This is a genomic window from Pseudomonas sp. MDT1-85 (assembly GCF_054898065.1).
Genome location: NZ_CM142715.1, coordinates 4,049,664 through 4,072,546 on the forward strand (window position 1 = coordinate 4,049,664; position 22,883 = coordinate 4,072,546).

Genomic DNA, 22,883 nt, shown 5'->3' on the forward strand with positions numbered 1-22,883 from the left:
CTCCCTGGGCGCGGCTCAGAAGGTCGCGTTCTTATTGGTACGAGCCTTTGGGTAGCTTCACAGTTCCCCACACAGGTATAGACCAAGCCAGGATCTTCATCGACTGGGCTGACGCCTTCGCGGGCAAGCCACGCTCCTACAAGAGCGCGGCTTGCCCGTGAAGAGGCCCGATCTGCCAGCACATCTCTGACAGAACACAACGAATCCCCTCACCCCAAGACTGGCCCCCGTCCTACATGTCAGCTAGCATCGCACTTTTGCCAGGACTGCCGACCATGAAGATCGTCTCCTTCAACATCAACGGGCTGCGCGCTCGCCCGCATCAGCTGGCGGCGCTGATTGAGAAACATCAACCGGACGTGATCGGATTGCAGGAAACCAAGGTCCACGACGACCAGTTCCCTCTGGCCGAGGTTCAGGCGCTGGGTTATCACGTGTATTACCACGGGCAAAAGAGTCACTACGGCGTGGCCCTGCTTTCGCGCCAGGAACCGATTGCGTTGTACAAAGGTTTCACCACTGACGAAGAAGACGCTCAGCGGCGCTTCATCTGGGGCACGTTCGCCGACGCCAATGGTTTGCCGGTGACCATCATGAACGGCTATTTCCCACAGGGTGAAAGCCGCGACCACCCCACCAAGTTCCCGGCCAAGGAACGTTTCTACAGTGATTTGCAGCAGTTGCTGGAAAGCCAGTTCAGCAACGACCAGCCGATTGTGGTGATGGGCGATGTGAACATTTCCCCGGAAAACTGCGACATCGGCATCGGCCCGGACAACATGAAACGCTGGCTGAAAACCGGCAAATGCAGCTTCCTGCCCGAAGAACGCGAATGGATGGCCCGCCTGAAGAATTGGGGCCTGGTGGACAGTTTCCGTCACCTGAACCCGGACATTGCCGACCGTTTCAGCTGGTTTGACTACCGTAGCCGCGGGTTTGAAGATGACCCCAAGCGCGGGCTGCGGATTGACCTGATCATGGCGTCCCATGGGTTGTTGCCGCGAGTGAAGGATGCCGGCGTGGATTACGACTTGCGCGCGATGGAAAAGCCGTCCGATCACGCGCCGATCTGGCTTGAGTTGAGCTGATCCCAGAACACGACACGGGCCTAATGTGGGAGCGAGCCTGCTCGCGATGGCGGACTGTCAGCCAACATCAATGTTGAATGTCACACCCTCATCGCGAGCAGGCTCGCTCCCACACTTGGTAACTGTCATCGTTCAGAAACCTTACTGACTTATTCTCCCGGCACTTTCTTTGGCTTCATAAGGTGCCGGCATGACCCTGCGCGTGTTGTTCCTGTTGCTGCTCGGCGCGGTGCTGCCGGTGTCGGCCGGCGACTTGCCGACGCCCGAACGTGGCCCGGTGTTGCGCATCCAAGGCTCCAACACCATTGGCGCGGCATTGGGCCCCGCGTTGGTCGAGGGGTTGATGCGTGAACAGGGCCTGCTCAAGGTTCACCGCGAAGCCCCGGACAAAGCCAACGAACAACGCATCGTCGGCGAAACCGTTCAGGGACGCCGAGTCGAAGTGGAGGTCGCGGCCCACGGTTCCAGCACCGGGTTCAAAGCCCTGAAAAACGCCTCTGCCGATCTCGCGGCCTCCTCGCGCCCGATCAAGGACAGCGAACGGCTGGATCTCGAACCGCTGGGCGACCTGAAAAGCCCGATTGCCGAGCAAGTCATCGCCATCGACGGGCTGGCAATCATCCTTCATCCGCTCAATCCGCTGAAGCAACTCAACACCGTACAACTGGCGCGAATCTTCAGCGGCGAAGCGAAAACCTGGGAAGAACTCGGCGGCACCGGTGGGACGATTCATCTCTATGCGCGGGATGATCAATCAGGCACTTATGACACATTCAAGGAACTGGTCCTCAGCCCGCGAGGGAAAACGCTGAGCAGCAACGCGAAACGCTTCGAATCCAGCGAGCAATTGTCCGACGCGGTCAGTCTGGACCCGCAAGCCATCGGCTTCATCGGTTTGCCTTATGTGCGCCAGGCCAAAGCCGTGGCCATTGTCGATGGCGACTCCCAGGCCATGCTGCCGCTCAATAGCCTGATCGCGACGGAAGATTACCCGCTGTCCCGTCGGCTGTTCTTTTACCTGCCGCCGAATGGGAAAAATCCCTGGGCCAAGGCCTTGGTGAAGTTTGCCCAAAGCAGCAAAGGCCAGGCGATCGTCGCGGCCAATGGTTTTATCGCACAGACCGTTCAGGCCATGGCCGTCACACCGAATGCGCTGATGCCCGAGGGTTATCAGGCGCTCAGCCGTCATGCCCAGCGCCTGACAGTGAATTTTCGTTTCGAAGAAGGCAGCGCGACGCTGGACAACAAGGCCCGACAGGACCTTTCGCGGGTGCTCGACTATATAAAGCAGCACGACAAAACCAATCGGCAAGTGACGCTGGTAGGGTTTGGCGACGCCAAGAGCGACCCGGCGCGGGCTGATCTGCTGTCGAAACTGCGAGCTATGGCGGTGCGACGAGAATTGGTGAAAAGCGGCGTGGTGTTTCGCGAGATTCGCGGTTTCGGTGCCGAGATGCCAGTGGCGACCAACAGCGGGGATGAAGGGCGGATCAAGAATCGGCGGGTTGAGGTTTGGGTGTATTGAAAGTGCAGTGGTGAATGCACTGACGCCATCGCGAGCAGGCTCGCTCCCACAGGTTTAGTGTGACCCTGTGGGAGCGAGCCTGCTCGCGATGAACGATAACGCAATGTTTGTTAATGCCCGCTACGCATCATCTCTTTAGGCACGTACTTGCCGATCTCGAACTTGCCAATCGCCGCGCGGTGCACTTCGTCCGGGCCGTCGGCCAGGCGCAGGGTACGTTGCATGGCATACATGTAGGCCAGCGGGAAATCGTTGGAAACCCCTGCCCCGCCATGGATCTGGATCGCCCGATCGATCACCCGCAATGCCACGTTCGGTGCGACGACTTTGATCTGCGCGATTTCGCTCTTCGCCACCTTGTTGCCGACAGTGTCCATCATGTACGCCGCTTTCAACGTCAGCAGTCGCGCCATGTCGATCTCCATCCGTGAGTCGGCGATTTTGTCGATGTTGCCGCCCAGGCGCGCCAGGGGTTTGCCGAACGCAGTGCGGTTGACCGCACGTTTGCACATCAGCTCCAACGCACGCTCAGCCATGCCGATCGAACGCATGCAGTGATGAATCCGGCCTGGGCCGAGTCGACCCTGAGCAATTTCGAAGCCGCGTCCTTCACCCAACAAAACGTTTTCGTACGGTACCCGGACGTTTTCGAACAGCACTTCGGCATGACCGTGAGGCGCGTCGTCGTAACCGAACACCGGTAGCGGACGCACAATTTTCACACCAGGCGTATCCACCGGCACCAGAATCATCGAGTGCTGCGCATGGCGCGGTGCATCCGGGTTGCTCAGGCCCATGAAGATCAAAATCTTGCAGCGCGGATCGCAGGCCCCTGAGGTCCACCATTTCTTGCCGTTGATCACCCATTCGTCGCCATCACGCACAGCGCGGGCAGCCATGTTGGTGGCGTCGGACGAGGCCACGTCCGGCTCGGTCATGGCGAACGCCGAGCGGATCTCGCCGCGCAACAGCGGTTCGAGCCAGCGTTGCTTCTGTTCTTCATTGGCGTAACGCACCAACACTTCCATGTTGCCGGTGTCCGGCGCGGAGCAGTTGAACGGCTCAGGGCCCAGCAGCGAGCGGCCCATGATTTCCGCCAATGGCGCATATTCGAGGTTGGTCAGGCCGGCGCCGAGTTCGGATTCAGGCAGAAACAAATTCCACAGACCTTCAGCCTTGGCCTTGAGTTTGAGTTCCTCCATGATCGCCGTCGGCTGCCAGCGATCGCCCTCGGCGACCTGGCGTTCGAACACCGCTTCAGCGGGATAAACGTAGGTGTCCATGAACGCGGTCACGCGCTCACGCAGTTCTTGCACTTTGGGCGAATAAGCGAAATCCATGGGCAGCTACCTTCTAAAGGGAGGTTGTTCAGGTCATGCAATCGATGCTAGAACAGCGTTGATAATTTACCTAGCCTATTCTCGGCGTGTATTAACATTCATCACCGATATATGATCGACTGATCGAGCCACCTTCCTAAAACAAGAAGCAGAGAGCGCAGCGCAATGAATCTGAGCAAGGTCGACCTCAACCTTTTTATCGTCTTCGACGCGATCTACACCGAAGCCAACCTGACTCGCGCCGGGCAGATTGTCGGCATTACTCAACCGGCGGTCTCGAACGCTCTGGCCCGCCTGCGCGAGACCTTCAACGATCCGCTTTTCGTGCGCACCGCCCAAGGTATGGTGCCCACGCCGATGGCGCAAAACATCATCGGCCCCGTGCGCAACGCCCTCTCCTTGCTGCGGGTCTCGGTGCAGGAAAGCCGCATTTTCAACCCGTTGCAGGCGGTCAAGACCTACCGCATCAGCATGACCGACCTCACTGAAGCGGTGATCCTCCCGCCACTGTTCCAGCGCCTGCGACGCCTGGCGCCGACGGTGATCATCGAAAGTTTCCTGTCCAAACGTCGCGAGACCACCAAGGAACTGGCGGCCGGACGTCTCGATTTCGCGGTGGATGCGCCGCTCAACACCGACCCGCAGGTGCGTCACGTCAAGTTGATGGAGGACCGTTACGTGTGCGCCATGCGCAAAGGCCATCCGTTGGCGGGCAAAGAGAAATTCACCCTCGACGATTACCTGTCGCTGACCCACATCCATATCTCCAGCCGTCGCAGCGGTCTGGGTTATGTCGACCTGGCCCTGGGCAAAATGGGTATTCAGCGCAAGATCGCCCTGCGCTCCCAGCATTACCTGATGGCGTCCCAGGTGTTGCAGCAGACCGACATGGTCATGACCGTGCCGGAACGCTTCGCCCGTCGTCATGACTTGTACTCGGTGAATCTGCCGGTCAAAGAAGTTCCGCCGGTGGAAACTCACCTCTACTGGCACGAAAGCACTGACCAGGACCCGGCCAACCGCTGGATGCGCGAGCAGATGATCGAGTTGTGTCAGCAGGTCACGGCGCATGAGAAGAAGCTGGATAAGGTGTAGTACGTTAATCCGCGTCATCGTTCTTCGCGGGCAAGCCTCGCTCCTACAGGTTTAGTGTCGATCATTTAATCGTGTTTAGTGTCGATCATTTAATCGTGGCTCGACGCGAACCTTGTAGGAGCGAGGCTTGCCCGCGAAGAGGCCGGTGATACCAACGAAGATCCATGCCCCTTGACGTAAACGTCAACCTGCCATTAGCTTAGCGCCATGACCTTTTTCGAGCGCATCCATGAGCAGTCAGACCTATAGCATTTCCGACCTCGCCCGCGAGCTCGACATCACCACACGGGCCATTCGCTTCTATGAAGAGCAAGGCCTGCTCAGCCCCGAGCGCCGCGGTCAGGAACGTATTTATTCACCCCGTGACAAGGTCAGCCTGAAGCTGATCCTGCGGGGCAAGCGCATTGGTTTTTCCCTGGCCGAATGCCGCGAGCTGATCGAGCTCTATGACCCTTCCAGCGGTAACACCAAGCAACTGCACAGCATGCTGGCGAAAATCGCCGAGCGTCGGGAACAACTCGAACAGCAACTGCTGGACATCGAACAGATGAAACTGGAACTCGACACGGCTGAAGAGCGCTGTACTCAGGCGCTGGAGCAAACGATCAAGAGCCAGCAGCTCGTGTAGGAGTTGAGCTTGCTCGCGAAAGCGGTATGTCCTTCAACATTGATGTCGACTGACCTGACGCTTTTTCGCGAGCAAGCTCAGCTCCTACAGGGTTCTGTGAACATTCATACAATTTCAACAGGTCGATTCCCATGTCCCTACCCACCCACGTACGCCTGGTCGAAGTCGGCCCCCGCGACGGTCTGCAAAACGAAGCCCAGCCCATCAGCGTTGCCGACAAGGTGCAACTGGTCGACGCGCTGACCGCCGCAGGCCTGGGCTATATAGAAGTCGGCAGTTTCGTCTCGCCCAAATGGGTGCCGCAAATGGCCGGTTCCGCCGAGGTCTTCGCGCAGATCCAACGCAAGCCGGGCGTGACCTACGGCGCCCTCGCCCCCAACCTGCGGGGCTTTGAAGATGCCATCGCCGCCGGGGTCAAGGAAGTCGCCGTGTTCGCCGCAGCGTCCGAATCGTTTTCTCAGCGCAACATCAATTGCTCGATCAGCGAGAGCCTGGAGCGCTTCGTGCCGATCATGGAAGCCGCCAAACAACACGGCGTCAGCGTGCGCGGTTATGTGTCCTGCGTGCTGGGCTGCCCTTATGAAGGTGACATTGCACCGGAACAAGTCGCCCGGGTTGCTCGTGAGCTCTATGCCATGGGCTGCTACGAGGTTTCGCTGGGAGACACCATCGGCACCGGCACCGCTGGCGCGACCCGCAAGATGTTCGAAGTGGTGTCGACCGATGTGCCACGTGAAAAACTGGCCGGGCACTTTCACGATACCTATGGCCAAGCCATGGCCAATATCTACGCCAGCCTGCTGGAAGGCATCGCGGTATTCGACAGCTCCATCGCCGGCCTCGGCGGTTGCCCATACGCCAAGGGCGCCAGCGGTAATGTCGCGACCGAAGACGTGGTTTACCTGCTCAACGGGCTGGGTATCGAGACCGGAATCGACCTGGACGCCTTGATTCGGGCCGGTCAGCATATTTGCTCGGTGCTGGGGCGCCCGACCGGTTCGCGCGTGGCCAAGGCCCGCAGTGCACAGTGACAGCGTGGATGTGTCCGGGTGTTACCGCGTGTACTGAAACGTGGGCGGAAACGAGTAACACGGAAACAAATTGTCAGGTTTGGGTCGGTAGAAAAATCTTATGAAAAACTCAAGCAATTGTATTTAAAGGGTTTTTCAAAGTTGGCACGGCTTCTGCTATCTCTATGGCATAACAAGAATAAAAACTGCAAACCAATAAAAATAAGACGTAACGACTCTGACATAACAAGAACAACACGGCAGAGACGCAGCTAACAGATTTTTTTGGAGAGGATGTGCTTTTCAGGGTGCTTTTCGAAGTAACCCGCAACCGGGCAGAGAACAATAAAACTACCCTCAGGTAGCTCCCGAACTGGTTGGATCGCTTAGCGAAAAAGTAGATCAGCGCTCAAAAAAATACGTTTGCTCTTGATCCCGGATGGGGATCGACAAAAACAGCGGTAAAGGGCCACGGTTACCAAAAACAACAACAGACCGCCCCTCAATAATAAAAAAAGAGCACGTACGACAAAATTAAAGGGGAGCTTCGGCTCCCCTTTGTGCTTTCTCGTGTTTGCCATTTCCACTGCGCCCCCTTGTGGGAGCGAGCCTGCTCGCGATAGCGGTGGTTCATTCGACATCTATATTTGATGTGCTGCCGTCATCGTCGGAACGCCGCCCGGAGCAGGCTCGCGCTCCCACAAGGAATTGTGGTCAGACGTGATTACCTCGCAGCTCCTCGATGCTGATCTCACGCATCCGAAACTTCTGGATCTTCCCCGTCACGGTCATCGGAAACTCCTCGACGAACTTGAAGTAACGCGGCGTCTTGAAGTGTGCGATGCGCTCCTTGCACCAGGCTTGCAGTGCCTGCTCGGTGACACTGTGGCCGGGGTGGAATTTGATCCAGGCAACGATCTCTTCGCCGTAGCGGGAGCAAGGAATGCCGATCACCTGCACATCCGCTATCGCCGGGTGGGTGAAGAAGAACTCTTCCAGCTCCCTTGGGTAAATATTCTCACCGCCGCGGATGATCATGTCCTTGTTACGCCCAGCGATGCACACGTAGCCTTCGTCATTCATGCTCGCCAGATCGCCGGTGTGCATCCAGCCCGCCTCATCGATAGCCTCGGCGGTGCCTTGCGGGTTATTCCAGTAGCCGAGCATCACGCTGTAGCCCCGAGTACATAGTTCACCGATGGTGCCGCGGGGTACCAGGTTGCCCGCCTCGTCGGTGATTTTGCTTTCCAGTTGCGGCTGGGTTCGGCCAACGGTGGTGACGCGCAATTCCAGCTCGTCTGACGAACCGGTCTGCAAAGACACAGGGCTGGTTTCCGTCATGCCATAGGCAATCTGCACTTCGCTCATGTGCATTTCGCTGATAACACGACGCATCACTTCGATCGGACAGGTCGCCCCGGCCATGATCCCGGTGCGCAGGCTCGACAGATCGAACTCGGCGCGCTTGGGCTGATCGAGCATGGCGATGAACATGGTCGGTACGCCGTAAAGCGCGGTGGCCTTTTCTTCGGCGACGGTGGTCAGGGTCAGCAGTGGATCGAATGCATCGTTGGGGTAAATCATGGTACTGCCGTGGGTCATGCAGCCGAGGTTGCCCATGACCATGCCGAAGCAGTGATAAAGCGGCACGGGAATGACCAGACGATCACTCGCGGTCAGGCCAAGGCTTTCGCCGACCATGTAACCGTTGTTGAGAATATTGTAATGACTGAGGGTCGCGCCCTTGGGGAAACCCGTGGTGCCGGAGGTGTACTGAATGTTCACCGCCTGATCGAAATGCAGGCTGTCCTGGCGCTCTCGCAATTGCTCGACCGACACGCTGGCCGCCAGATCGGTCAGTTGCGACCACGGCAGGAAACCCGACGGCGGCTGCGCATTCAGGCTGATCACCCCGCGCAGTTCCGGCAGGCGTTCGCTCTGCAACTGGCCGATGGATTGCTCCGCCAATTCCGGTACCAATCCTTGCAACATGCCGTGATAGTCGGAGGTCTTGAAAGCCCCGGCACAGACCAGCCATTGGCAACCGGACTGCTTCAACGCGTATTCGAGTTCGGAACTGCGGTAAGCCGGATTGATGTTGACCAGAATCACGCCGATTTTCGCGCTGGCGAACTGGCTGATGCACCATTGAGCACAATTCGGCGCCCAGATGCCGAGCCGGTCACCGGTCTGCAAGCCCAGCGCCAACAACGCTCTGGCGTGCAGGTCGATGGCTTCTGCCAACTGCTGCCAGGTGTAGCGCAGCTGTTGATGACGCACGACCAACGCCTCCCCGTTCGGGTATTGCGCGACCGTGTTATCGAACGCCTGACCGATGGTCATCGCCAGCAAGGCTTTGTCCTGGGAACCACGGGTATAGCTGCGCTGCGGGCTTGCACTGGGTTGATCCATGACGACCCCTATTGTCTTTATTGTAGGAGCGAGCGATGCGCGATCCGACTTGCCCACGATAGGCCACAGCGTCTAGCCATAGGACCGCGTCATCGTTCATCGCGAGCAAGCTCGGCTCCTACAGAATCACCTAAGTTGACGTTAACGTAAAGGGAGATTGACAGCCATTCATCACAGGCTTACGTTAACGTAAAGGTGAGAGCCGAATCACTGCTCCCCCCACCCTACAAAAAAGCCAAAAGGTGTCCCATGAGCTACCCATCCCTGAACTTTGCCCTCGGTGAAACCATCGACATGCTGCGCGATCAGGTTCAGTCCTTCGTCGCCAAAGAGATCGCCCCGCGCGCTGCTCAGATCGACATCGACAACCTGTTCCCGGCCGACCTGTGGCGCAAATTCGGCGACATGGGCCTGCTGGGTATCACCGTGCCGGAAGAGTACGGCGGTGCTGGCCTGGGCTACCTGGCGCACGTCGTCGCCATGGAAGAAATCAGCCGTGGTTCGGCCTCGGTCGCTTTGTCTTACGGCGCCCACTCCAACCTTTGCGTCAACCAGATCAACCGCAACGGCACTCACGAACAGAAAAGCAAATACCTGCCGAAACTGATCAGCGGCGAGCACATCGGTGCCCTGGCCATGAGCGAACCGAATGCCGGTTCCGACGTGGTATCGATGAAATTGCGCGCCGACAAACGTGGCGACCACTACGTGCTCAACGGCAGCAAGACCTGGATCACCAACGGCCCCGACGCCAACACCTACGTGATCTATGCCAAGACCGATCTTGAAAAAGGCCCGCACGGCATCACCGCCTTCATCGTCGAGCGTGATTCCAAAGGCTTCAGCCGCAGTAACAAGTTCGACAAGCTCGGCATGCGTGGCTCGAACACCTGTGAGCTGTTTTTCGATGACGTTGAAGTGCCGGAAGAAAACATCCTCGGCGTGCTCAACGGCGGCGTGAAGGTGCTGATGAGCGGCCTCGATTACGAACGCGTTGTCCTGTCCGGCGGCCCGACCGGGATCATGCAGGCCTGCATGGACTTGATCGTGCCGTACATCCACGACCGCAAGCAGTTCGGCCAAAGCATCGGCGAATTCCAGCTGATCCAGGGCAAGGTCGCCGATATGTACACCCAACTCAACGCCAGCCGTGCCTACCTTTATGCGGTGGCCCAGGCGTGCGAGCGCGGTGAAACTGCCCGCAAGGATGCCGCCGGAGTCATCCTCTACAGCGCCGAATGCGCGACCCGAATGGCCCTCGACGCAATCCAGATTCTCGGAGGCAACGGCTACATCAACGAATTCCCGGCCGGTCGTCTGCTGCGTGACGCCAAGCTGTACGAAATCGGCGCCGGCACCAGTGAGATCCGTCGCATGCTGATCGGTCGCGAACTGTTCAACGAAACCCGCTAAACGGAGCTGCACATGGCTATCCTGCATACCCAGCTCAATCCCCGTTCGGCGGAGTTCGCGGCCAACAGCGCGGCGATGCTCAAACAGGTCGACGCCCTGCACACCCTGCTCACTCAAGTGGCTCAAGGTGGCGGTCCGAAGGCTCAAGAGCGCCACACCTCGCGAGGCAAACTGCTGCCGCGTGAACGGATCAATCGCCTGCTCGATCCGGGCTCGCCGTTTCTGGAAATAAGCCAATTGGCGGCCTACGCGGTGTATGGCGAAGACGTTCCCGCCGCTGGGGTGATTGCCGGCATCGGCCGGGTGGAAGGCGTCGAATGCATGATCGTCGCCAACGATGCCACCGTGAAAGGTGGCTCGTATTACCCGCTGACCGTGAAAAAGCACCTGCGCGCGCAGACCATTGCCCAACAGAATCGCTTGCCCTGCATTTATCTGGTGGACTCCGGCGGCGCCAACTTGCCGCGTCAGGATGAAGTGTTCCCCGACCGCGAACACTTCGGGCGGATCTTCTTCAACCAGGCCAACATGAGCGCCATGGGCATTCCGCAAATTGCGGTGGTCATGGGTTCCTGCACCGCCGGTGGTGCCTACGTGCCGGCCATGGCCGACGAAGCGATCATGGTTCGTCAGCAGGCAACGATTTTCCTCGCTGGCCCACCGTTGGTGAAAGCCGCGACGGGTGAAGTGGTCAGCGCCGAAGACCTCGGCGGGGCCGATGTGCACTGCAAGATTTCCGGGGTCGCCGACCATTACGCCGAGAGCGATGAACACGCCCTCGCATTGGCCCGGCGCAGCGTCGCCAACCTCAATTGGCGCAAGCTCGGCGAACTGCAACAACGCACGCCGATCGCGCCGCTGTACAGCAGCGACGAGTTGTACGGCGTGGTGTCGGCGGATGCCAAGCAACCGTTCGACGTGCGCGAAGTGATCGCGCGCCTGGTGGACGGCTCGGTGTTCGATGAGTTCAAGGCGTTGTTCGGCACGACATTGGTCTGCGGCTTTGCTCACTTGCACGGTTACCCGATCGCGATCCTCGCCAACAACGGCATCCTGTTCGCCGAAGCCGCGCAGAAAGGCGCGCACTTTATCGAACTGGCTTGCCAGCGCGGCATTCCATTGCTGTTCCTGCAAAACATCACCGGCTTCATGGTCGGCCAGAAATACGAGGCCGGCGGCATCGCCAAGCACGGCGCGAAACTGGTGACGGCCGTGGCGTGCGCCAAGGTGCCGAAATTCACTGTGATCATTGGCGGCAGCTTCGGCGCCGGTAACTACGGCATGTGCGGTCGGGCCTACGACCCACGCTTCCTGTGGATGTGGCCGAACGCACGGATCGGCGTGATGGGGGCCGAACAGGCGGCAGGCGTGCTGGTACAGGTCAAGCGTGAGCAAGCGGAGCGCAGTGGCCATGGTTTCAGCGCCGAGCAGGAAGCCGAGATCAAGCAACCGATTCTCGATCAATACGAAGAACAGGGGCATCCCTATTATTCCAGCGCTCGACTGTGGGACGACGGTGTCATCGACCCGGCGCAGACCCGCGACGTGTTGGCCCTGGCCTTGTCGGCGTCGCTGAACGCGTCAATCGAACCGAGCCGCTTCGGCGTGTTCCGGATGTGATCCGACCTTGTAGGAGCGAGGGCTTGCCCGCGAAGGAAGCGCCGCGGTGTACCTGTTGCACCGCGTCATGCCTGTTCGCGGGCAAGCCTCGCTCCTACAGAATAGAGTTGTGGAGACGGACAAACATGAGCGACTTCAACACCCTCGAACTGCTGAGCGATCCAAGGGGTTTTGCGACCTTGTGGCTCAGCCGTGAAGAAAAGAACAATGCCTTCAACGCCGAAATGATCCGCGAACTGATCCTCGCGCTGGACAAAGTGTCGAGCGATGCCAGTCTGCGTTTTCTATTGATCCGTGGGCGCGGCAAGCATTTCAGCGCCGGCGCCGATCTGGCCTGGATGCAGCAATCGGCCGAACTCGATTACCACACCAACCTCGACGACGCCCGGGAACTGGCGGAGTTGATGTACAACCTCGCCAAGCTGAAAATTCCGACTGTGGCGGTGGTTCAAGGCGCGGCCTATGGCGGCGCGCTGGGCCTGATCAGTTGCTGCGACATGGCCATCGGCGCCGACGACGCGCAGTTCTGCCTGTCGGAAGTGCGCATCGGTCTCGCGCCGGCGGTCATCAGCCCGTTCGTGGTGCAAGCCATCGGCGAGCGCGCGGCACGGCGCTATGCCTTGACCGCCGAACGTTTCGGCGGGCAACGGGCTCGGGAAATCGGCTTGTTGTCGGAGAGCTACCCGATGGCTGAACTGGAGCAGAAAGTCGATCAGTGGATCGACAACCTGCTGCTCAACAGCCCGGCGGCCATGCGCGCCAGCAAAGACTTGTTGCGTGAGGTCGGCCATGGCGCGCTGACCCCGGCGCTGCGACGCTACACCGAGAACGCCATCGCCCGAATCCGCGTCAGCCCCGAAGGCCAGGAAGGCCTGCGCGCCTTCCTGCAAAAACGCTCGCCAACCTGGCAAGCCCAAACCACCCTCAAGGAGCCGCGTTGATGAGCGCACCTGTTCTCACCACATTGTTGGTGGCCAACCGCGGCGAAATCGCTTGCCGGGTGATGCGCACCGCCAAGGCTCTGGGCCTGACCACCGTGGCCGTGCACAGCGCCACCGACCGTGACGCCCGGCACAGCCGCGAAGCCGATATACGCGTCGACCTGGGCGGCAGCAAAGCCGCCGACAGTTACCTGCAAATCGACAAGCTGATCGCCGCGGCGAAAGCCAGCGGCGCTCAGGCGATTCATCCCGGTTATGGTTTTCTCTCGGAAAACGCCGGGTTCGCCCGCGCGATCGAAGCGGCCGGCCTGATCTTCCTCGGCCCGCCCGCCTCGGCCATTGACGCCATGGGCAGCAAGTCCGCGGCCAAAGCCTTGATGGAAACCGCGGGCGTGCCACTGGTGCCCGGCTATCACGGCGAAGCCCAAGACCTCGACACCTTCCGCGACGCCTGCGAACGCATCGGTTATCCGGTGTTGCTCAAGGCCACGGCGGGAGGTGGCGGCAAAGGCATGAAAGTGGTCGAGGAGGTCAGCCAACTGGCCGAAGCCCTGGCCTCGGCACAACGTGAAGCGCTGTCGTCGTTCGGCGATTCACGGATGTTGGTGGAAAAATACCTGCTCAAGCCACGCCACGTGGAAATCCAGGTGTTCGCCGACCAGCATGGCAATTGTCTGTACCTCAACGAACGTGATTGCTCGATCCAGCGCCGGCATCAGAAAGTCGTCGAAGAAGCACCGGCTCCGGGTCTGAGCCCGGAACTGCGTCGGGCCATGGGTGAAGCCGCCGTGCGCTCGGCCCAGGCCATCGGTTACGTCGGCGCCGGCACAGTGGAGTTTTTGCTGGATGCGCGCGGTGAGTTTTTCTTCATGGAGATGAACACTCGCCTGCAAGTTGAACACCCGGTCACCGAAGCCATCACCGGCCTTGATCTGGTGGCGTGGCAGATTCGCGTGGCTTGCGGTGAAGCGTTGCCGATGACCCAAGACCAGGTGCCGCTGATCGGCCATGCGATCGAAGTGCGGCTGTATGCCGAAGACCCGGGCCATGATTTTCTGCCGGCCACCGGGCGTCTGGCGTTGTACCGCGAATCCGCCGAAGGGCCAGGGCGTCGCGTGGACAGTGGCGTCGAAGAAGGCGACGAGATTTCGCCCTTTTACGACCCGATGCTCGGCAAGTTGATTGCCTGGGGCGAAGACCGTGAACAGGCGCGGCTGCGGTTGCTGAGCATGCTCGACGAGTTTGCCATTGGCGGACTGAAGACCAACATCAACTTCCTGCGCCGAATAATCGGCCACCCGGCATTTGCCGCGGCGGAGCTGGATACCGGTTTTATTCCGCGTTATCAGGAACAACTGCTGCCAGCACCTTCAGACCTCAGCGATGAGTTCTGGCAAGCGGCCGCGCAGGCATTTGCCCAGAGCCAGCCAAACACGACCCGCGTTGATGACCTGAGTTCGCCTTGGAGTATCGGCAACGGATTCCGTGCCGGATTGCCGACAGAAATCACCCTGCATTTGAGTTGCGAAGGGCAAGACCGGGCGCTGACCCTGGGCGATGCCGATGCTCATACCGCGCAGCTCAAGGGTGAATACCTGCTGACCGAACACAACGGCTTGCGCCGCCAGCATCGGGCAATCCGCCGTGGCGACACGCTGTATCTGCAATGGGACGGTGAGCTGCGCCGCATCGAGGCGTATGACCCGATCAGTGCCGTCGAAGCCAGTCACAGCCATCAGGGCGGCCTCACCGCACCCATGAACGGCAGCATCGTGCGAGTGCTGGTGGAGGCCGGGCAAACGGTCGACGCCGGGGCGCAATTGGTGGTGCTGGAAGCGATGAAAATGGAGCACAGCATTCGCGCGCCCCACGCAGGGATTATCAAGGCGTTGTATTGCCAGGAAGGCGAGATGGTCAGCGAAGGCAGTGCGTTGGTGGAGTTGGAACACGCGTGAAATGAAGATCGGTCCTACGCGTTGCGAGGACCGATCTGATTAGAATTTGGCAGTCGCCTGAACCACCACGCCGATGATTCGGCATTCTTCGGTGTAAAGAGCTTTCGGATAGGTCGGATTGAGCGGGACCAGGTAACGCTGCCCGCCCTCTTCGATCAGTTTGCGAAAAACCGCCTCGGCGCTACCGGGCCATTGGGCGATCACCAGTTTTCCAGGCTCCGGCACGATGGCCGGGTCCACCAGAATCAACATGTCCGCGGCAATGCTCACACCCGTGGGTGCGGTCATTGCATCGCCGACCACCACCAGCCAGAACGCCGCGCCCTGTGCGTGGTAATCGGACAGCTCGAAGCGCGGTTTGCTGACAGTCGATGAAGCGCCGTAGGTTGATAGTTCTCCATCGCGCACCTCCCCGGTTTCCCGCCAGTCACTGACCGGGTAGCGAAAGTACGGGTTGTACTTTTGCGTCAGAGAGATCTCTTCATCCTGTGAGATCTGCGGTTCCCTGATCACCATCGCGACTTCCAGATAGTCCATCCCCAGCGCCTGCAAGACACGGTTCATCTCTTGGATGCGGGGCTGACGACGTTTATTCAGCCAATGGCCGACGCCGCCCTGGGACATTCCGATGCGCTCGGCGAGTATCTCTTGAGTGACTTTGAGTTCACTCATTTTGGCCTTGACCAATTCAATCCATTTATCCATGTGCGGCACGATACGTGGGGTACTCCGACCAACAAAACACAAATTGTAGTATTTAAATTCAAGACACAAATACAGTAAGTACTAAGCTGGGCTCACGGATTTGAATCTATTCACGGAGCTTGCCATCGTCATGACCATCCCCAGCATTACCCTGCCCGACACGCAATTCGACACTACGCTCAACTCGCCAAAAGGCTCTGCTGCCGCGCAGCGGGCGCTGGACTATTACTTGAAACCAGCTGTGTCAGAAGAGGCCAGCGAAGAACGTTTCTTCGATGTGAACCGTAACATCAGCAGCGAAGAGGCACTGGTCCATGCTTCGGATCTGTTGCGCTGTGCTGCCGCCACCGCACATGAATCAGCCAACCAGCTGCAGGGCGCAAGCCGGGATCTGGCGTTTTCGACGGTGCACATGATCGACATGGCCAAGGCGATGGTCGACCGCTCCCTGGAGGGCAATCAGAACGTTTGACGAGGAAGCGCTTTGGAGGAAGACAGGAAAAATTTTCCAATCGTGCGGATAAAAACATTTGACTTGCAAATGATAATGATTATTATTGCAACAACTGGTCGCGAGATCAGTCGATGGCCCAAGGGACCTCAGGTCGGTCTCCTGGACTATCTCCTCATCAGGCTAATCACGGTTTTTGACCCGGCTTTTTGCCGGGTCTTTTTTTACCAGTTATTCTGGCTTTGGCTTCAGGCTAATGAAGTCTGTCGGTGCTGCAAAATTCGATTGGCGCGGATGATATCAAAAGAATATCTGGTGGCAAGAGAGGCCCGGTTACATTGGGCCAAACTAACGCAAAATAGCACTTGAGAATCACTCGCACAGTCTCTAAGCTGCGTCGGCGTCAAGGAGGACGCCCCCCATTTTCACCCTCGCAATTTCCCCCGGTTTCTCCCTCCCTTGCGTGTAAAGTAGCAGCCATAAAAATCATATTCAGGAATTGATTATGGCCGTGGCTAGATCTTCTTTCGACATCAACGCGAACTTCGACAGTGGCAACATCGAAGTGCTGGACATCAGCAATCCTTTGCAAGCGCTGCTGGCGATCAAGCCAGACACTCGCAGCCAGCATTTCCAGTGGTTCCACTTCAAGGCCAGCGGTCTGCACGTCGGACAGGAGCATTGGTTTCGCCTGAACAACGCCAGTAAATCCTCGTACAACAAAGCCTGGGATGGTTATCAGGCCGTGGCGTCCTATGACCACGTCAACTGGTTCCGGGTGCCGACCATCTTCGAAGGCGACTGCCTGCGTTTCAGCCTTGAAGCCACTGCTACCCATGCCTGGTTCGCCTATTTCGAACCTTACAGCCGCGGCCGCCATGACTGGCTGATCGAACAGGCCCTGACCAAGGCCGGCACCGAACTGCTGGCCACCGGCAAGAGCGTTGAAGGTCGCGACATCCAGTTGTTGCGCAAAGGTACGGGGGCCGAAGGTCAGCGCAAGGTCTGGATCATCGCCCAGCAACACCCCGGCGAACACATGGCCGAATGGTTCATGGAAGGCGTGATCGAGCGCCTGGAAAAACACGACGATCCGGTGTTGAAAAAACTCCTGGCCAGCGCCGACCTGTACCTGGTGCCGAACATGAACCCGGATGGCGCCTTCCGCGGTCATTTACGCACCAACACCATGGGCCAGGACCTGAACCGCGCCTGGCAGAGCGCCAATCAGGAAGTCAGCCCGGAAGTGCTGTTTGTTCAGCAGCAGATGGAAAAGTATGGCGTCGACCTGTTTCTCGACATCCATGGCGATGAAGAAATCCCCCACGTGTTCACCGCCGGTTGTGAAGGTAACCCGGGATATACGCCACGGATCGAAAAACTCGAAGAACATTTCCGCAGTCATCTGAAACATCAGACCAAAGACTTCCAGACCAAATACGGCTATACCCGCGACGAGCCTGGCAAAGCTAACATGACCCTGGCCTGCAACAGCGTCGGCCAGAAGTTCGACTGCCTGTCGCTGACCCTGGAAATGCCCTTCAAAGACCACAACGATGCACCGAATCCGCTGACCGGCTGGTCCGGCAAACGCTCGAAGCAGTTGGGCAAGGACGTACTGACAACCATCGCCGACATGGTCGATACCTTGCGTTGATTATTTAAGATCAAAAGATCGCAGGCTTCGCCAGCTCCTACAGGGTTTTGTGCATGCCTGTAGGAGCTGCCGAAGGCTGCGATCTTTTAATCTTTTGATCTTTTACTCAGCAACAATCCGCACACAATCCTCCGGCCCTAACAAACGCCCATCTTCGGCACGCAACTCCAGCGGCCGCACCGGTCGACCGTTCTCACGATCGACAACCCGCGAATGCGCCTCCCCCGCCTCAAAGAAAAACGCCTCGCCCCACTGCCGCAATCCGATGATCAACGGGAACAGGCCCTTGCCCTTCTCCGTCAGCACGTATTCCTGATACGCGCTGCCGTCCGACGCTGGCACCAGATCGAAAATCCCATGAGCCACCAATGTGCGCAGGCGCGCCGAGAGAATGTTTTTGGCCATGCCCAGATTGCGCTGGAACTCGCCGAATCGCCGCAGGCCATCGAACGCATCGCGCACGATCAGTAACGACCACCAATCACCAATCGCGTCCAGTGAACGGGCGACCGGGCATTCGGCGCCTTCCATGCTTGTACGTTTAACCATGACCGTGTCCGCCGGCAACAAATGTGGTTGCAATATAAAACCAGACTCCCTAACGTACAACTGGTTTTATTTTGAAACCACACAAGGGAGCCCGTGATGAAACCTGACCACCCGTTAAGCGGCGCAGTGGTGTTGCTGTTTGCCGTCGCCTGCGGCCTGGCCGTCGGCAATGTGTATTACGCACAACCGCTGCTCGACGCCATGGCCGAAGCCTTCGCCATGGATCCGGCAACCATCGGTATCGTCGTCACCCTTACCCAGATCGGTTATGGCGTAGGTCTGTTGTTGTTGGTTCCACTAGGGGATCTGCTCAACCGCCGCCGGCTGATCGTCGTGCAAACCCTGCTGTCGGCCTTGGCTTTGTTGATGATCGCGTTTGCCTTGAACAGCATCTGGCTGTTGCTCGGCATGGCGCTGACCGGATTACTGGCGGTCGTGACGCAAGTCCTTGTGGCCTACGCCGCGACTCTGGCCATCCCGGCACAACGTGGACGTGTGGTGGGCGTGATCACCAGCGGCATTGTCGTCGGCATTCTGTTGGCACGAACAGTGGCGGGCGGCATGGCCGATCTGGCCGGTTGGCGTTCGATTTATCTGTTGTCCGCCGGGTTGACCCTGCTGATGGCGCTGCTGTTGTTTCGTGTGCTGCCCAAGCACGAAGATGCGCGACCGGCTAGCGCTTACGCTGCGTTGATCGGCTCGGTATTCACGCTGTTCAAGGAAGAACCGGTATTGCGTCAACGGGCCATGCTCGCCCTGCTGACCTTCGCCAGCGCCATGGTGTTGTGGACACCCTTGGTGCTGCCGCTGAGTGCCCCGCCGCTTTCACTTTCCCACACCGAAATCGGGATGTTCGGCCTGGCCGGAGCCGCCGGTGCGCTGGCCGCCGCTCGCGCCGGGCATCTGGCCGATCGCGGGCTGGGTCAATGGACCAGTGGACTGTCGTTGCTGCTGATGCTCGCCTCATGGTTGCCCATCGGATTCACCCAATCCTCGCTATGGGCGCTGCTGCTTGGGGTGATCACGCTGGATTTGGGTTTGCAAGCCGTTCACGTTACCAGCCAGAGCATGATCTACAGCGTGCGCCCCGAAGCGCAAAGCCGACTCACCGCCGGCTACATGCTGTTCTACTCGATCGGCAGCGCCGTAGGCTCTATCGGTTCGACGGCAATGTACGCCTGGGCGGGATGGATTGGGGTGTGTTGGCTGGGTGCGGGCATCAATGCCGTGGCGTTGATTTATTGGTGGCTGACGTTGGCCACGAAGGACCAATCGGTAGAAGTGGCGTCACACTGACGCGTAGGAGCTGCCGCAGGCTGCGATCTTTTGATCTTGGGGACACCTTCGATTTTTAAGATCAAAAGATCGCAGCCTGCGGCAGCTCCTACACTGACCGCGTACATTCGCAGAATTTAGCTGCGCGTGCTGGGATCAGCCGCGATCTTTACCCCGCAACATGCTGTTCAGCACCTCATCGCGGCGCACCCACCCGTGAAACAACGCCCCGGCCAAATGCAGCAGCACAGTCAGAAACCGCAGATACGCCAGATACCCATGCGCCTTGCGCAGGAACGCAAACACTTGCGCATTCGTCGGCAGGATCGACGGCAACTGCAGCGAACTACTGAGCATCACCGGGTCGCCGGCCGCCGAAATCATCGCCCAGCCCAGCAGCGGCAAAATCAGCATCAAGGCGTACAACAAGATAGGTGAAGCTTTGGCCGCGAGCGCTTGCCAACCCGGCAGGTCCGCCGGCAGCCGTAGTTGCCGAGTCGAAAACCGCACGGCCAGGCGCACGATTACCAGCAATAGAATCGCAACGCCCAAAGGTTTATGCAGGTTGATCAGCCACTCATGACGCTCGGACACCGAGGCCGCCATGCCCGCGCCGATAAACAGCATCGAGAGGATCATCAGCGCCATCAACCAGTGCAGCAGCCGCGCCAATGGCGCGAAATGATTCGGTTGAGCGCTCATTGTCGGGGCTCCTGTTTGGCGTTGGGCAATTCCTTCACTTCGCTGGTGCGGCGCAGGTAGGAACGGGCGTAACCCGCTGAGCGAGCGGCGAGCAACGGGTCGTCGGAGCCTTCGATACCGCTGGGCAACACCAGCGGGTCGTTGATGTCACGGCATTCGCCATTGAGTTGCGGCTGGATGCTTTCGAGCACCAGCGTGCCGGCGTTCAGCACTTTTCGGCCGTCGGGCCAGGCTTTGCTCGCGTCGTTGACCGGGTCCCCGGGGTTCGCAGGGTGATGTTCAACTGCCAACGCAGCGGCCCGGCAGACAAACGCTGCACCAGATCTTTCTCAAGGAAATCTCCGCTCTCGGGGGCCGTCGCGCCTGCCGCGTCCCGAGCCACTGGCGTCATGCTCCAACGCACTGCCTGCCGTTGCCCGACCGCGTTCACCAGGTAAAACGCGTTGACGCTGTTATAGGTTTCCGTTGCGTAACTGGCCGAGGGTTTGGCAGTTTTGATCCAGGCCAGAAACCGCGCGGCTTCCGGATGAGTACCGAAGAACGCCGGCACAGCCGCCGGGTTCGGTGTGCCGGTCGCCGGATCCGGTGACTGTGCTTGTTGCAACTGATAGAACGCCTCGGGCGTGCCCACCGGGAACACCGGCATGCTGTTCATCCCGGTACGCCACTGCTGGCCGTTTGCCTGGGTAAAACGCAACGCCAGGCTGCGGCGGCTGCTCAGCACCGAACAAGGGCCGGTGGCGATGGTGGTTTATGAGGACCGGAGTGGGCACAAGATCAGCTTCTACGTCCGTCCACCCGGGCCGAAAAATACTCTGCTGCCTCGCGGTAGTCGCAGTGATGGCGAGTTGCAGGCCGAGTACTGGTCGGGGGCGGGGTACAACTACGCGATGGTCAGCCCGAGTGATACGCCGGCCGCGCAGATGCTCAAACAGACGCTGAAGTTTTGATCTCAGGAAACGGAGACAACACCAATCGAATGTGGGAGCGTGGCTTGCCCGCGAAGAATACACCGCGGTTTTTCAGGTATTACGCGTCATCGTTCTTCGCGGGCAAGCCTCGCTCCTACAAGGGATCGAGGTACAACACAAAACCATTGTAGGAGCGAGGCTTGCCCGCGAAGGCGGCCTGACAAGCACCACAACTTTCCCGCTATCATGTCGCCCATTTCCAGGCCCCCACGCCCTCCTCCTGATCAATAGCGAACCTGCCCATGGATACCCTCGCACAACTGCGCGCCGGCCAACTGTCGGGCATCACCCGCCTGGATCTGTCCTGCGGCCTCACCGAGTTCCCCCGGGAAATCTTCGACCTGGCGGACTCGCTGGAAGTGCTCAACCTTAGTGGCAACGCCTTGCGCAGCCTGCCGGACGACCTGCACCGCCTGACCCGTTTACGCGTGCTGTTCTGCTCGGACAACCTGTTCACCGAACTGCCCGCCTGCATTGGCCAGTGCGCCGCGCTGACGATGATCGGCTTCAAGGCCAATGCCATCGAAAACGTGCCGGGCGCCGCCCTGCCGCCGCTGTTGCGTTGGCTAATCCTCACCGATAACTGCATCACGGATCTGCCGACCGAACTGGGTGAACGCCCGCATCTGCAAAAGCTCATGCTGGCCGGCAACCAGTTACAGCGTCTCCCCGAAAGCCTGAACCATTGCCATCGACTCGAACTGATCCGCATCGCCGCCAATCAGCTCACCGAGCTTCCCGAGTGGCTGCTGACCCTGCCGAGCCTGACCTGGCTGGCGTACGCCGGTAACCCGCTGGAAACCGAAGCCGATGCCGCCGCCCTCGAAGCCACGGCGAGTATTCCCTGGTCCCAACTGAGCCTGGAGAAAAAACTCGGCGAAGGAGCATCGGGAGTTATTCATCAGGCGTTGTGGGAGCAGACGAAACAGGTCGCGGTAAAACTCTACAAAGGCGAAATGACCAGCGATGGCTCGCCGCTGCACGAAATGAACGCCTGCATCACCGCCCGCATCCACCCCAACCTGATCCGGGTCGAAGGGCGGATCGTCGGCCATCCGCAAGCGCAGGCCGGGCTGGTGATGCAACTGATCGACCCGAGTTACCGCAACCTGGCCGGGCTGCCGAGCCTGACGTCCTGCACCCGCGACGTCTACGCCGACGACACCCGTTTCAGCGCTGCCGTGGCACTGCGCATCGCCAGTGGTATTGCTTCGGTGGCTGAACATTTGCACCGCCAAGGCATCACTCACGGCGACCTCTATGGTCACAACATCATGTGGAACGAGCACGGTGATTGTCTGTTGGGCGACTTTGGCGCGGCGTCTTTCCATGCCACTTCGGACGGCCTTGAAAGCCGCGCGCTGCAACGGATAGAGGTGCGGGCGTTCGGGGTCCTGTTGGGGGAATTGCTGGAGCGGATCGACTCGGGGTTGAGCGATGAAGGGCGTGAGGCGTTAGAGGCATTGCAGCAGCGCTGCTGTCAGCCGGATGTGCTGGCGCGACCGGGGTTCAGCGAGGTTGTGCGGGAGTTGAACAGCTGGTGACC

18 protein-coding genes and 2 pseudogenes are annotated in these 22,883 nt (G+C 59.3%); 14 read left to right on the top strand and 6 right to left on the bottom strand.

All coding sequences use genetic code 11. The features are described 5' to 3' along the window. The first annotated feature begins 275 nt into the window (after positions 1 to 275). Together xthA and ACYZT2_RS18310 are read left to right on the top strand one after the other, a co-directional pair. Positions 276 to 1,088, top strand: coding sequence for an exodeoxyribonuclease III (gene xthA, locus ACYZT2_RS18305; protein ID WP_461966198.1), 813 nt, complete (start codon positions 276 to 278; stop codon positions 1,086 to 1,088). A 190-nt stretch (positions 1,089 to 1,278) separates the two neighbouring features. After that, positions 1,279 to 2,613 carry a substrate-binding domain-containing protein gene (locus ACYZT2_RS18310; protein ID WP_461966200.1) on the top strand — a complete coding sequence of 445 codons (1,335 nt, stop codon included), beginning with the start codon at positions 1,279 to 1,281 and terminating at the stop codon, positions 2,611 to 2,613. 110 nt (positions 2,614 to 2,723) lie between these two features. Here ACYZT2_RS18310 and ACYZT2_RS18315 read toward each other — a convergent pair whose 3' ends face one another. Further along, positions 2,724 to 3,953 (bottom strand): acyl-CoA dehydrogenase, encoded by a 1,230-nt coding sequence (locus ACYZT2_RS18315; protein WP_008014296.1) that lies wholly within the window; start codon positions 3,951 to 3,953, stop codon positions 2,724 to 2,726. A gap of 165 nt (positions 3,954 to 4,118) precedes the next feature. Here ACYZT2_RS18315 and ACYZT2_RS18320 point away from each other — a divergent pair, with 165 nt between their 5' ends. The 3 genes from ACYZT2_RS18320 (at position 4,119) to ACYZT2_RS18330 (ending at position 6,707) form a co-directional block, all read left to right on the top strand. Further along, positions 4,119 to 5,048: a LysR family transcriptional regulator gene (locus ACYZT2_RS18320; RefSeq protein ID WP_008068246.1), complete on the top strand. Its 930-nt coding sequence runs from the start codon at positions 4,119 to 4,121 to the stop codon at positions 5,046 to 5,048. A 229-nt stretch (positions 5,049 to 5,277) separates the two neighbouring features. Then, positions 5,278 to 5,676: a MerR family transcriptional regulator gene (locus ACYZT2_RS18325; protein ID WP_007904077.1), complete on the top strand. Its 399-nt coding sequence runs from the start codon at positions 5,278 to 5,280 to the stop codon at positions 5,674 to 5,676. A gap of 131 nt (positions 5,677 to 5,807) precedes the next feature. Then, positions 5,808 to 6,707, top strand: coding sequence for a hydroxymethylglutaryl-CoA lyase (locus ACYZT2_RS18330; protein ID WP_461966204.1), 900 nt, complete (start codon positions 5,808 to 5,810; stop codon positions 6,705 to 6,707). A gap of 693 nt (positions 6,708 to 7,400) precedes the next feature. Here the strand turns inward: ACYZT2_RS18330 and ACYZT2_RS18335 are convergent. Next, on the bottom strand, positions 7,401 to 9,098 hold the full coding sequence (locus tag ACYZT2_RS18335; RefSeq protein WP_461966206.1) for an AMP-binding protein: 1,698 nt from the start codon (positions 9,096 to 9,098) through the stop codon (positions 7,401 to 7,403). A gap of 249 nt (positions 9,099 to 9,347) precedes the next feature. Here ACYZT2_RS18335 and ACYZT2_RS18340 point away from each other — a divergent pair, with 249 nt between their 5' ends. The 4 genes from ACYZT2_RS18340 (at position 9,348) to ACYZT2_RS18355 (ending at position 15,027) form a co-directional block, all read left to right on the top strand. Next, a complete protein-coding gene (locus tag ACYZT2_RS18340) occupies positions 9,348 to 10,511 on the top strand; it encodes an isovaleryl-CoA dehydrogenase (protein WP_007904074.1) in 1,164 nt (387 codons plus the stop codon). A 12-nt stretch (positions 10,512 to 10,523) separates the two neighbouring features. Continuing rightward, positions 10,524 to 12,131 carry a carboxyl transferase domain-containing protein gene (locus ACYZT2_RS18345; RefSeq protein ID WP_461966208.1) on the top strand — a complete coding sequence of 536 codons (1,608 nt, stop codon included), beginning with the start codon at positions 10,524 to 10,526 and terminating at the stop codon, positions 12,129 to 12,131. Between the two features lie 125 nt (positions 12,132 to 12,256). Next, positions 12,257 to 13,072 (top strand): gamma-carboxygeranoyl-CoA hydratase, encoded by an 816-nt coding sequence (locus ACYZT2_RS18350; protein WP_461966210.1) that lies wholly within the window; start codon positions 12,257 to 12,259, stop codon positions 13,070 to 13,072. Then, complete coding sequence (locus ACYZT2_RS18355) at positions 13,072 to 15,027, top strand: acetyl/propionyl/methylcrotonyl-CoA carboxylase subunit alpha (RefSeq protein ID WP_461966212.1); 1,956 nt, start codon at positions 13,072 to 13,074, stop codon at positions 15,025 to 15,027. Before ACYZT2_RS18350 ends, ACYZT2_RS18355 begins: the two co-directional genes overlap by 1 nt. A 39-nt stretch (positions 15,028 to 15,066) precedes the next feature. Here the strand turns inward: ACYZT2_RS18355 and ACYZT2_RS18360 are convergent, their stop codons facing one another. After that, the gene (locus ACYZT2_RS18360) at positions 15,067 to 15,732 is read right to left on the bottom strand and encodes a LexA family protein (RefSeq protein ID WP_253544833.1); all 666 of its coding nucleotides are present in this window, start codon (positions 15,730 to 15,732) and stop codon (positions 15,067 to 15,069) included. A 130-nt stretch (positions 15,733 to 15,862) separates the two neighbouring features. Here ACYZT2_RS18360 and ACYZT2_RS18365 point away from each other — a divergent pair, with 130 nt between their 5' ends. Together ACYZT2_RS18365 and ACYZT2_RS18370 are read left to right on the top strand one after the other, a co-directional pair. Beyond that, positions 15,863 to 16,204, top strand: coding sequence for a DUF6124 family protein (locus tag ACYZT2_RS18365; protein ID WP_305446184.1), 342 nt, complete (start codon positions 15,863 to 15,865; stop codon positions 16,202 to 16,204). A gap of 484 nt (positions 16,205 to 16,688) precedes the next feature. After that, entirely contained in the window at positions 16,689 to 17,840 is a 1,152-nt protein-coding gene (locus ACYZT2_RS18370) for a M14 family metallopeptidase (protein WP_461966215.1), read from the top strand. 102 nt (positions 17,841 to 17,942) lie between these two features. On the opposite strand, the gene ACYZT2_RS18375 is transcribed toward ACYZT2_RS18370, so the two are convergent. Then, positions 17,943 to 18,389 carry a winged helix-turn-helix transcriptional regulator gene (locus tag ACYZT2_RS18375; protein ID WP_429425732.1) on the bottom strand — a complete coding sequence of 149 codons (447 nt, stop codon included), beginning with the start codon at positions 18,387 to 18,389 and terminating at the stop codon, positions 17,943 to 17,945. A 96-nt stretch (positions 18,390 to 18,485) separates the two neighbouring features. Here ACYZT2_RS18375 and ACYZT2_RS18380 point away from each other — a divergent pair, with 96 nt between their 5' ends. Beyond that, entirely contained in the window at positions 18,486 to 19,685 is a 1,200-nt protein-coding gene (locus ACYZT2_RS18380) for an MFS transporter (protein ID WP_461966218.1), read from the top strand. A 135-nt stretch (positions 19,686 to 19,820) separates the two neighbouring features. Here the strand turns inward: ACYZT2_RS18380 and ACYZT2_RS18385 are convergent, their stop codons facing one another. Both ACYZT2_RS18385 and ACYZT2_RS18390 read right to left on the bottom strand, forming a co-directional pair. Then, complete coding sequence (locus ACYZT2_RS18385) at positions 19,821 to 20,366, bottom strand: cytochrome b (protein WP_461966220.1); 546 nt, start codon at positions 20,364 to 20,366, stop codon at positions 19,821 to 19,823. Continuing rightward, positions 20,363 to 21,075 (bottom strand): annotated as a pseudogene (locus ACYZT2_RS18390) (catalase family peroxidase); the annotation flags it as partial. The pseudogene ACYZT2_RS18390 and the gene ACYZT2_RS18385, both read right to left, overlap by 4 nt. A gap of 1 nt (position 21,076) precedes the next feature. Here ACYZT2_RS18390 and ACYZT2_RS18395 point away from each other — a divergent pair. Beyond that, positions 21,077 to 21,316, top strand: a pseudogene (locus ACYZT2_RS18395) (anti-sigma factor); the annotation flags it as partial. A gap of 263 nt (positions 21,317 to 21,579) precedes the next feature. After that, complete coding sequence (locus ACYZT2_RS18400; protein WP_461966222.1) at positions 21,580 to 22,881, top strand: leucine-rich repeat-containing protein kinase family protein; 1,302 nt, start codon at positions 21,580 to 21,582, stop codon at positions 22,879 to 22,881. Positions 22,882 to 22,883: the final 2 nt, after the last annotated feature.

Excerpts from the sequence above, each read along its gene's own strand:
- xthA (WP_461966198.1), top strand. The coding sequence starts at position 276 with ATGAAGATCGTCTCCTTCAACATCAACGGGCTGCGCGCTCGCCCGCAT.
- ACYZT2_RS18310 (WP_461966200.1), top strand. The coding sequence starts at position 1,279 with ATGACCCTGCGCGTGTTGTTCCTGTTGCTGCTCGGCGCGGTGCTGCCG.
- ACYZT2_RS18315 (WP_008014296.1), bottom strand. The coding sequence starts at position 3,953 with ATGGATTTCGCTTATTCGCCCAAAGTGCAAGAACTGCGTGAGCGCGTG.
- ACYZT2_RS18320 (WP_008068246.1), top strand. The coding sequence starts at position 4,119 with ATGAATCTGAGCAAGGTCGACCTCAACCTTTTTATCGTCTTCGACGCG.
- ACYZT2_RS18325 (WP_007904077.1), top strand. The coding sequence starts at position 5,278 with ATGAGCAGTCAGACCTATAGCATTTCCGACCTCGCCCGCGAGCTCGAC.
- ACYZT2_RS18330 (WP_461966204.1), top strand. The coding sequence starts at position 5,808 with ATGTCCCTACCCACCCACGTACGCCTGGTCGAAGTCGGCCCCCGCGAC.
- ACYZT2_RS18335 (WP_461966206.1), bottom strand. The coding sequence starts at position 9,098 with ATGGATCAACCCAGTGCAAGCCCGCAGCGCAGCTATACCCGTGGTTCC.
- ACYZT2_RS18340 (WP_007904074.1), top strand. The coding sequence starts at position 9,348 with ATGAGCTACCCATCCCTGAACTTTGCCCTCGGTGAAACCATCGACATG.
- ACYZT2_RS18345 (WP_461966208.1), top strand. The coding sequence starts at position 10,524 with ATGGCTATCCTGCATACCCAGCTCAATCCCCGTTCGGCGGAGTTCGCG.
- ACYZT2_RS18350 (WP_461966210.1), top strand. The coding sequence starts at position 12,257 with ATGAGCGACTTCAACACCCTCGAACTGCTGAGCGATCCAAGGGGTTTT.
- ACYZT2_RS18355 (WP_461966212.1), top strand. The coding sequence starts at position 13,072 with ATGAGCGCACCTGTTCTCACCACATTGTTGGTGGCCAACCGCGGCGAA.
- ACYZT2_RS18360 (WP_253544833.1), bottom strand. The coding sequence starts at position 15,732 with ATGGATAAATGGATTGAATTGGTCAAGGCCAAAATGAGTGAACTCAAA.
- ACYZT2_RS18365 (WP_305446184.1), top strand. The coding sequence starts at position 15,863 with ATGACCATCCCCAGCATTACCCTGCCCGACACGCAATTCGACACTACG.
- ACYZT2_RS18370 (WP_461966215.1), top strand. The coding sequence starts at position 16,689 with ATGGCCGTGGCTAGATCTTCTTTCGACATCAACGCGAACTTCGACAGT.
- ACYZT2_RS18375 (WP_429425732.1), bottom strand. The coding sequence starts at position 18,389 with ATGGTTAAACGTACAAGCATGGAAGGCGCCGAATGCCCGGTCGCCCGT.
- ACYZT2_RS18380 (WP_461966218.1), top strand. The coding sequence starts at position 18,486 with ATGAAACCTGACCACCCGTTAAGCGGCGCAGTGGTGTTGCTGTTTGCC.
- ACYZT2_RS18385 (WP_461966220.1), bottom strand. The coding sequence starts at position 20,366 with ATGAGCGCTCAACCGAATCATTTCGCGCCATTGGCGCGGCTGCTGCAC.
- ACYZT2_RS18400 (WP_461966222.1), top strand. The coding sequence starts at position 21,580 with ATGGATACCCTCGCACAACTGCGCGCCGGCCAACTGTCGGGCATCACC.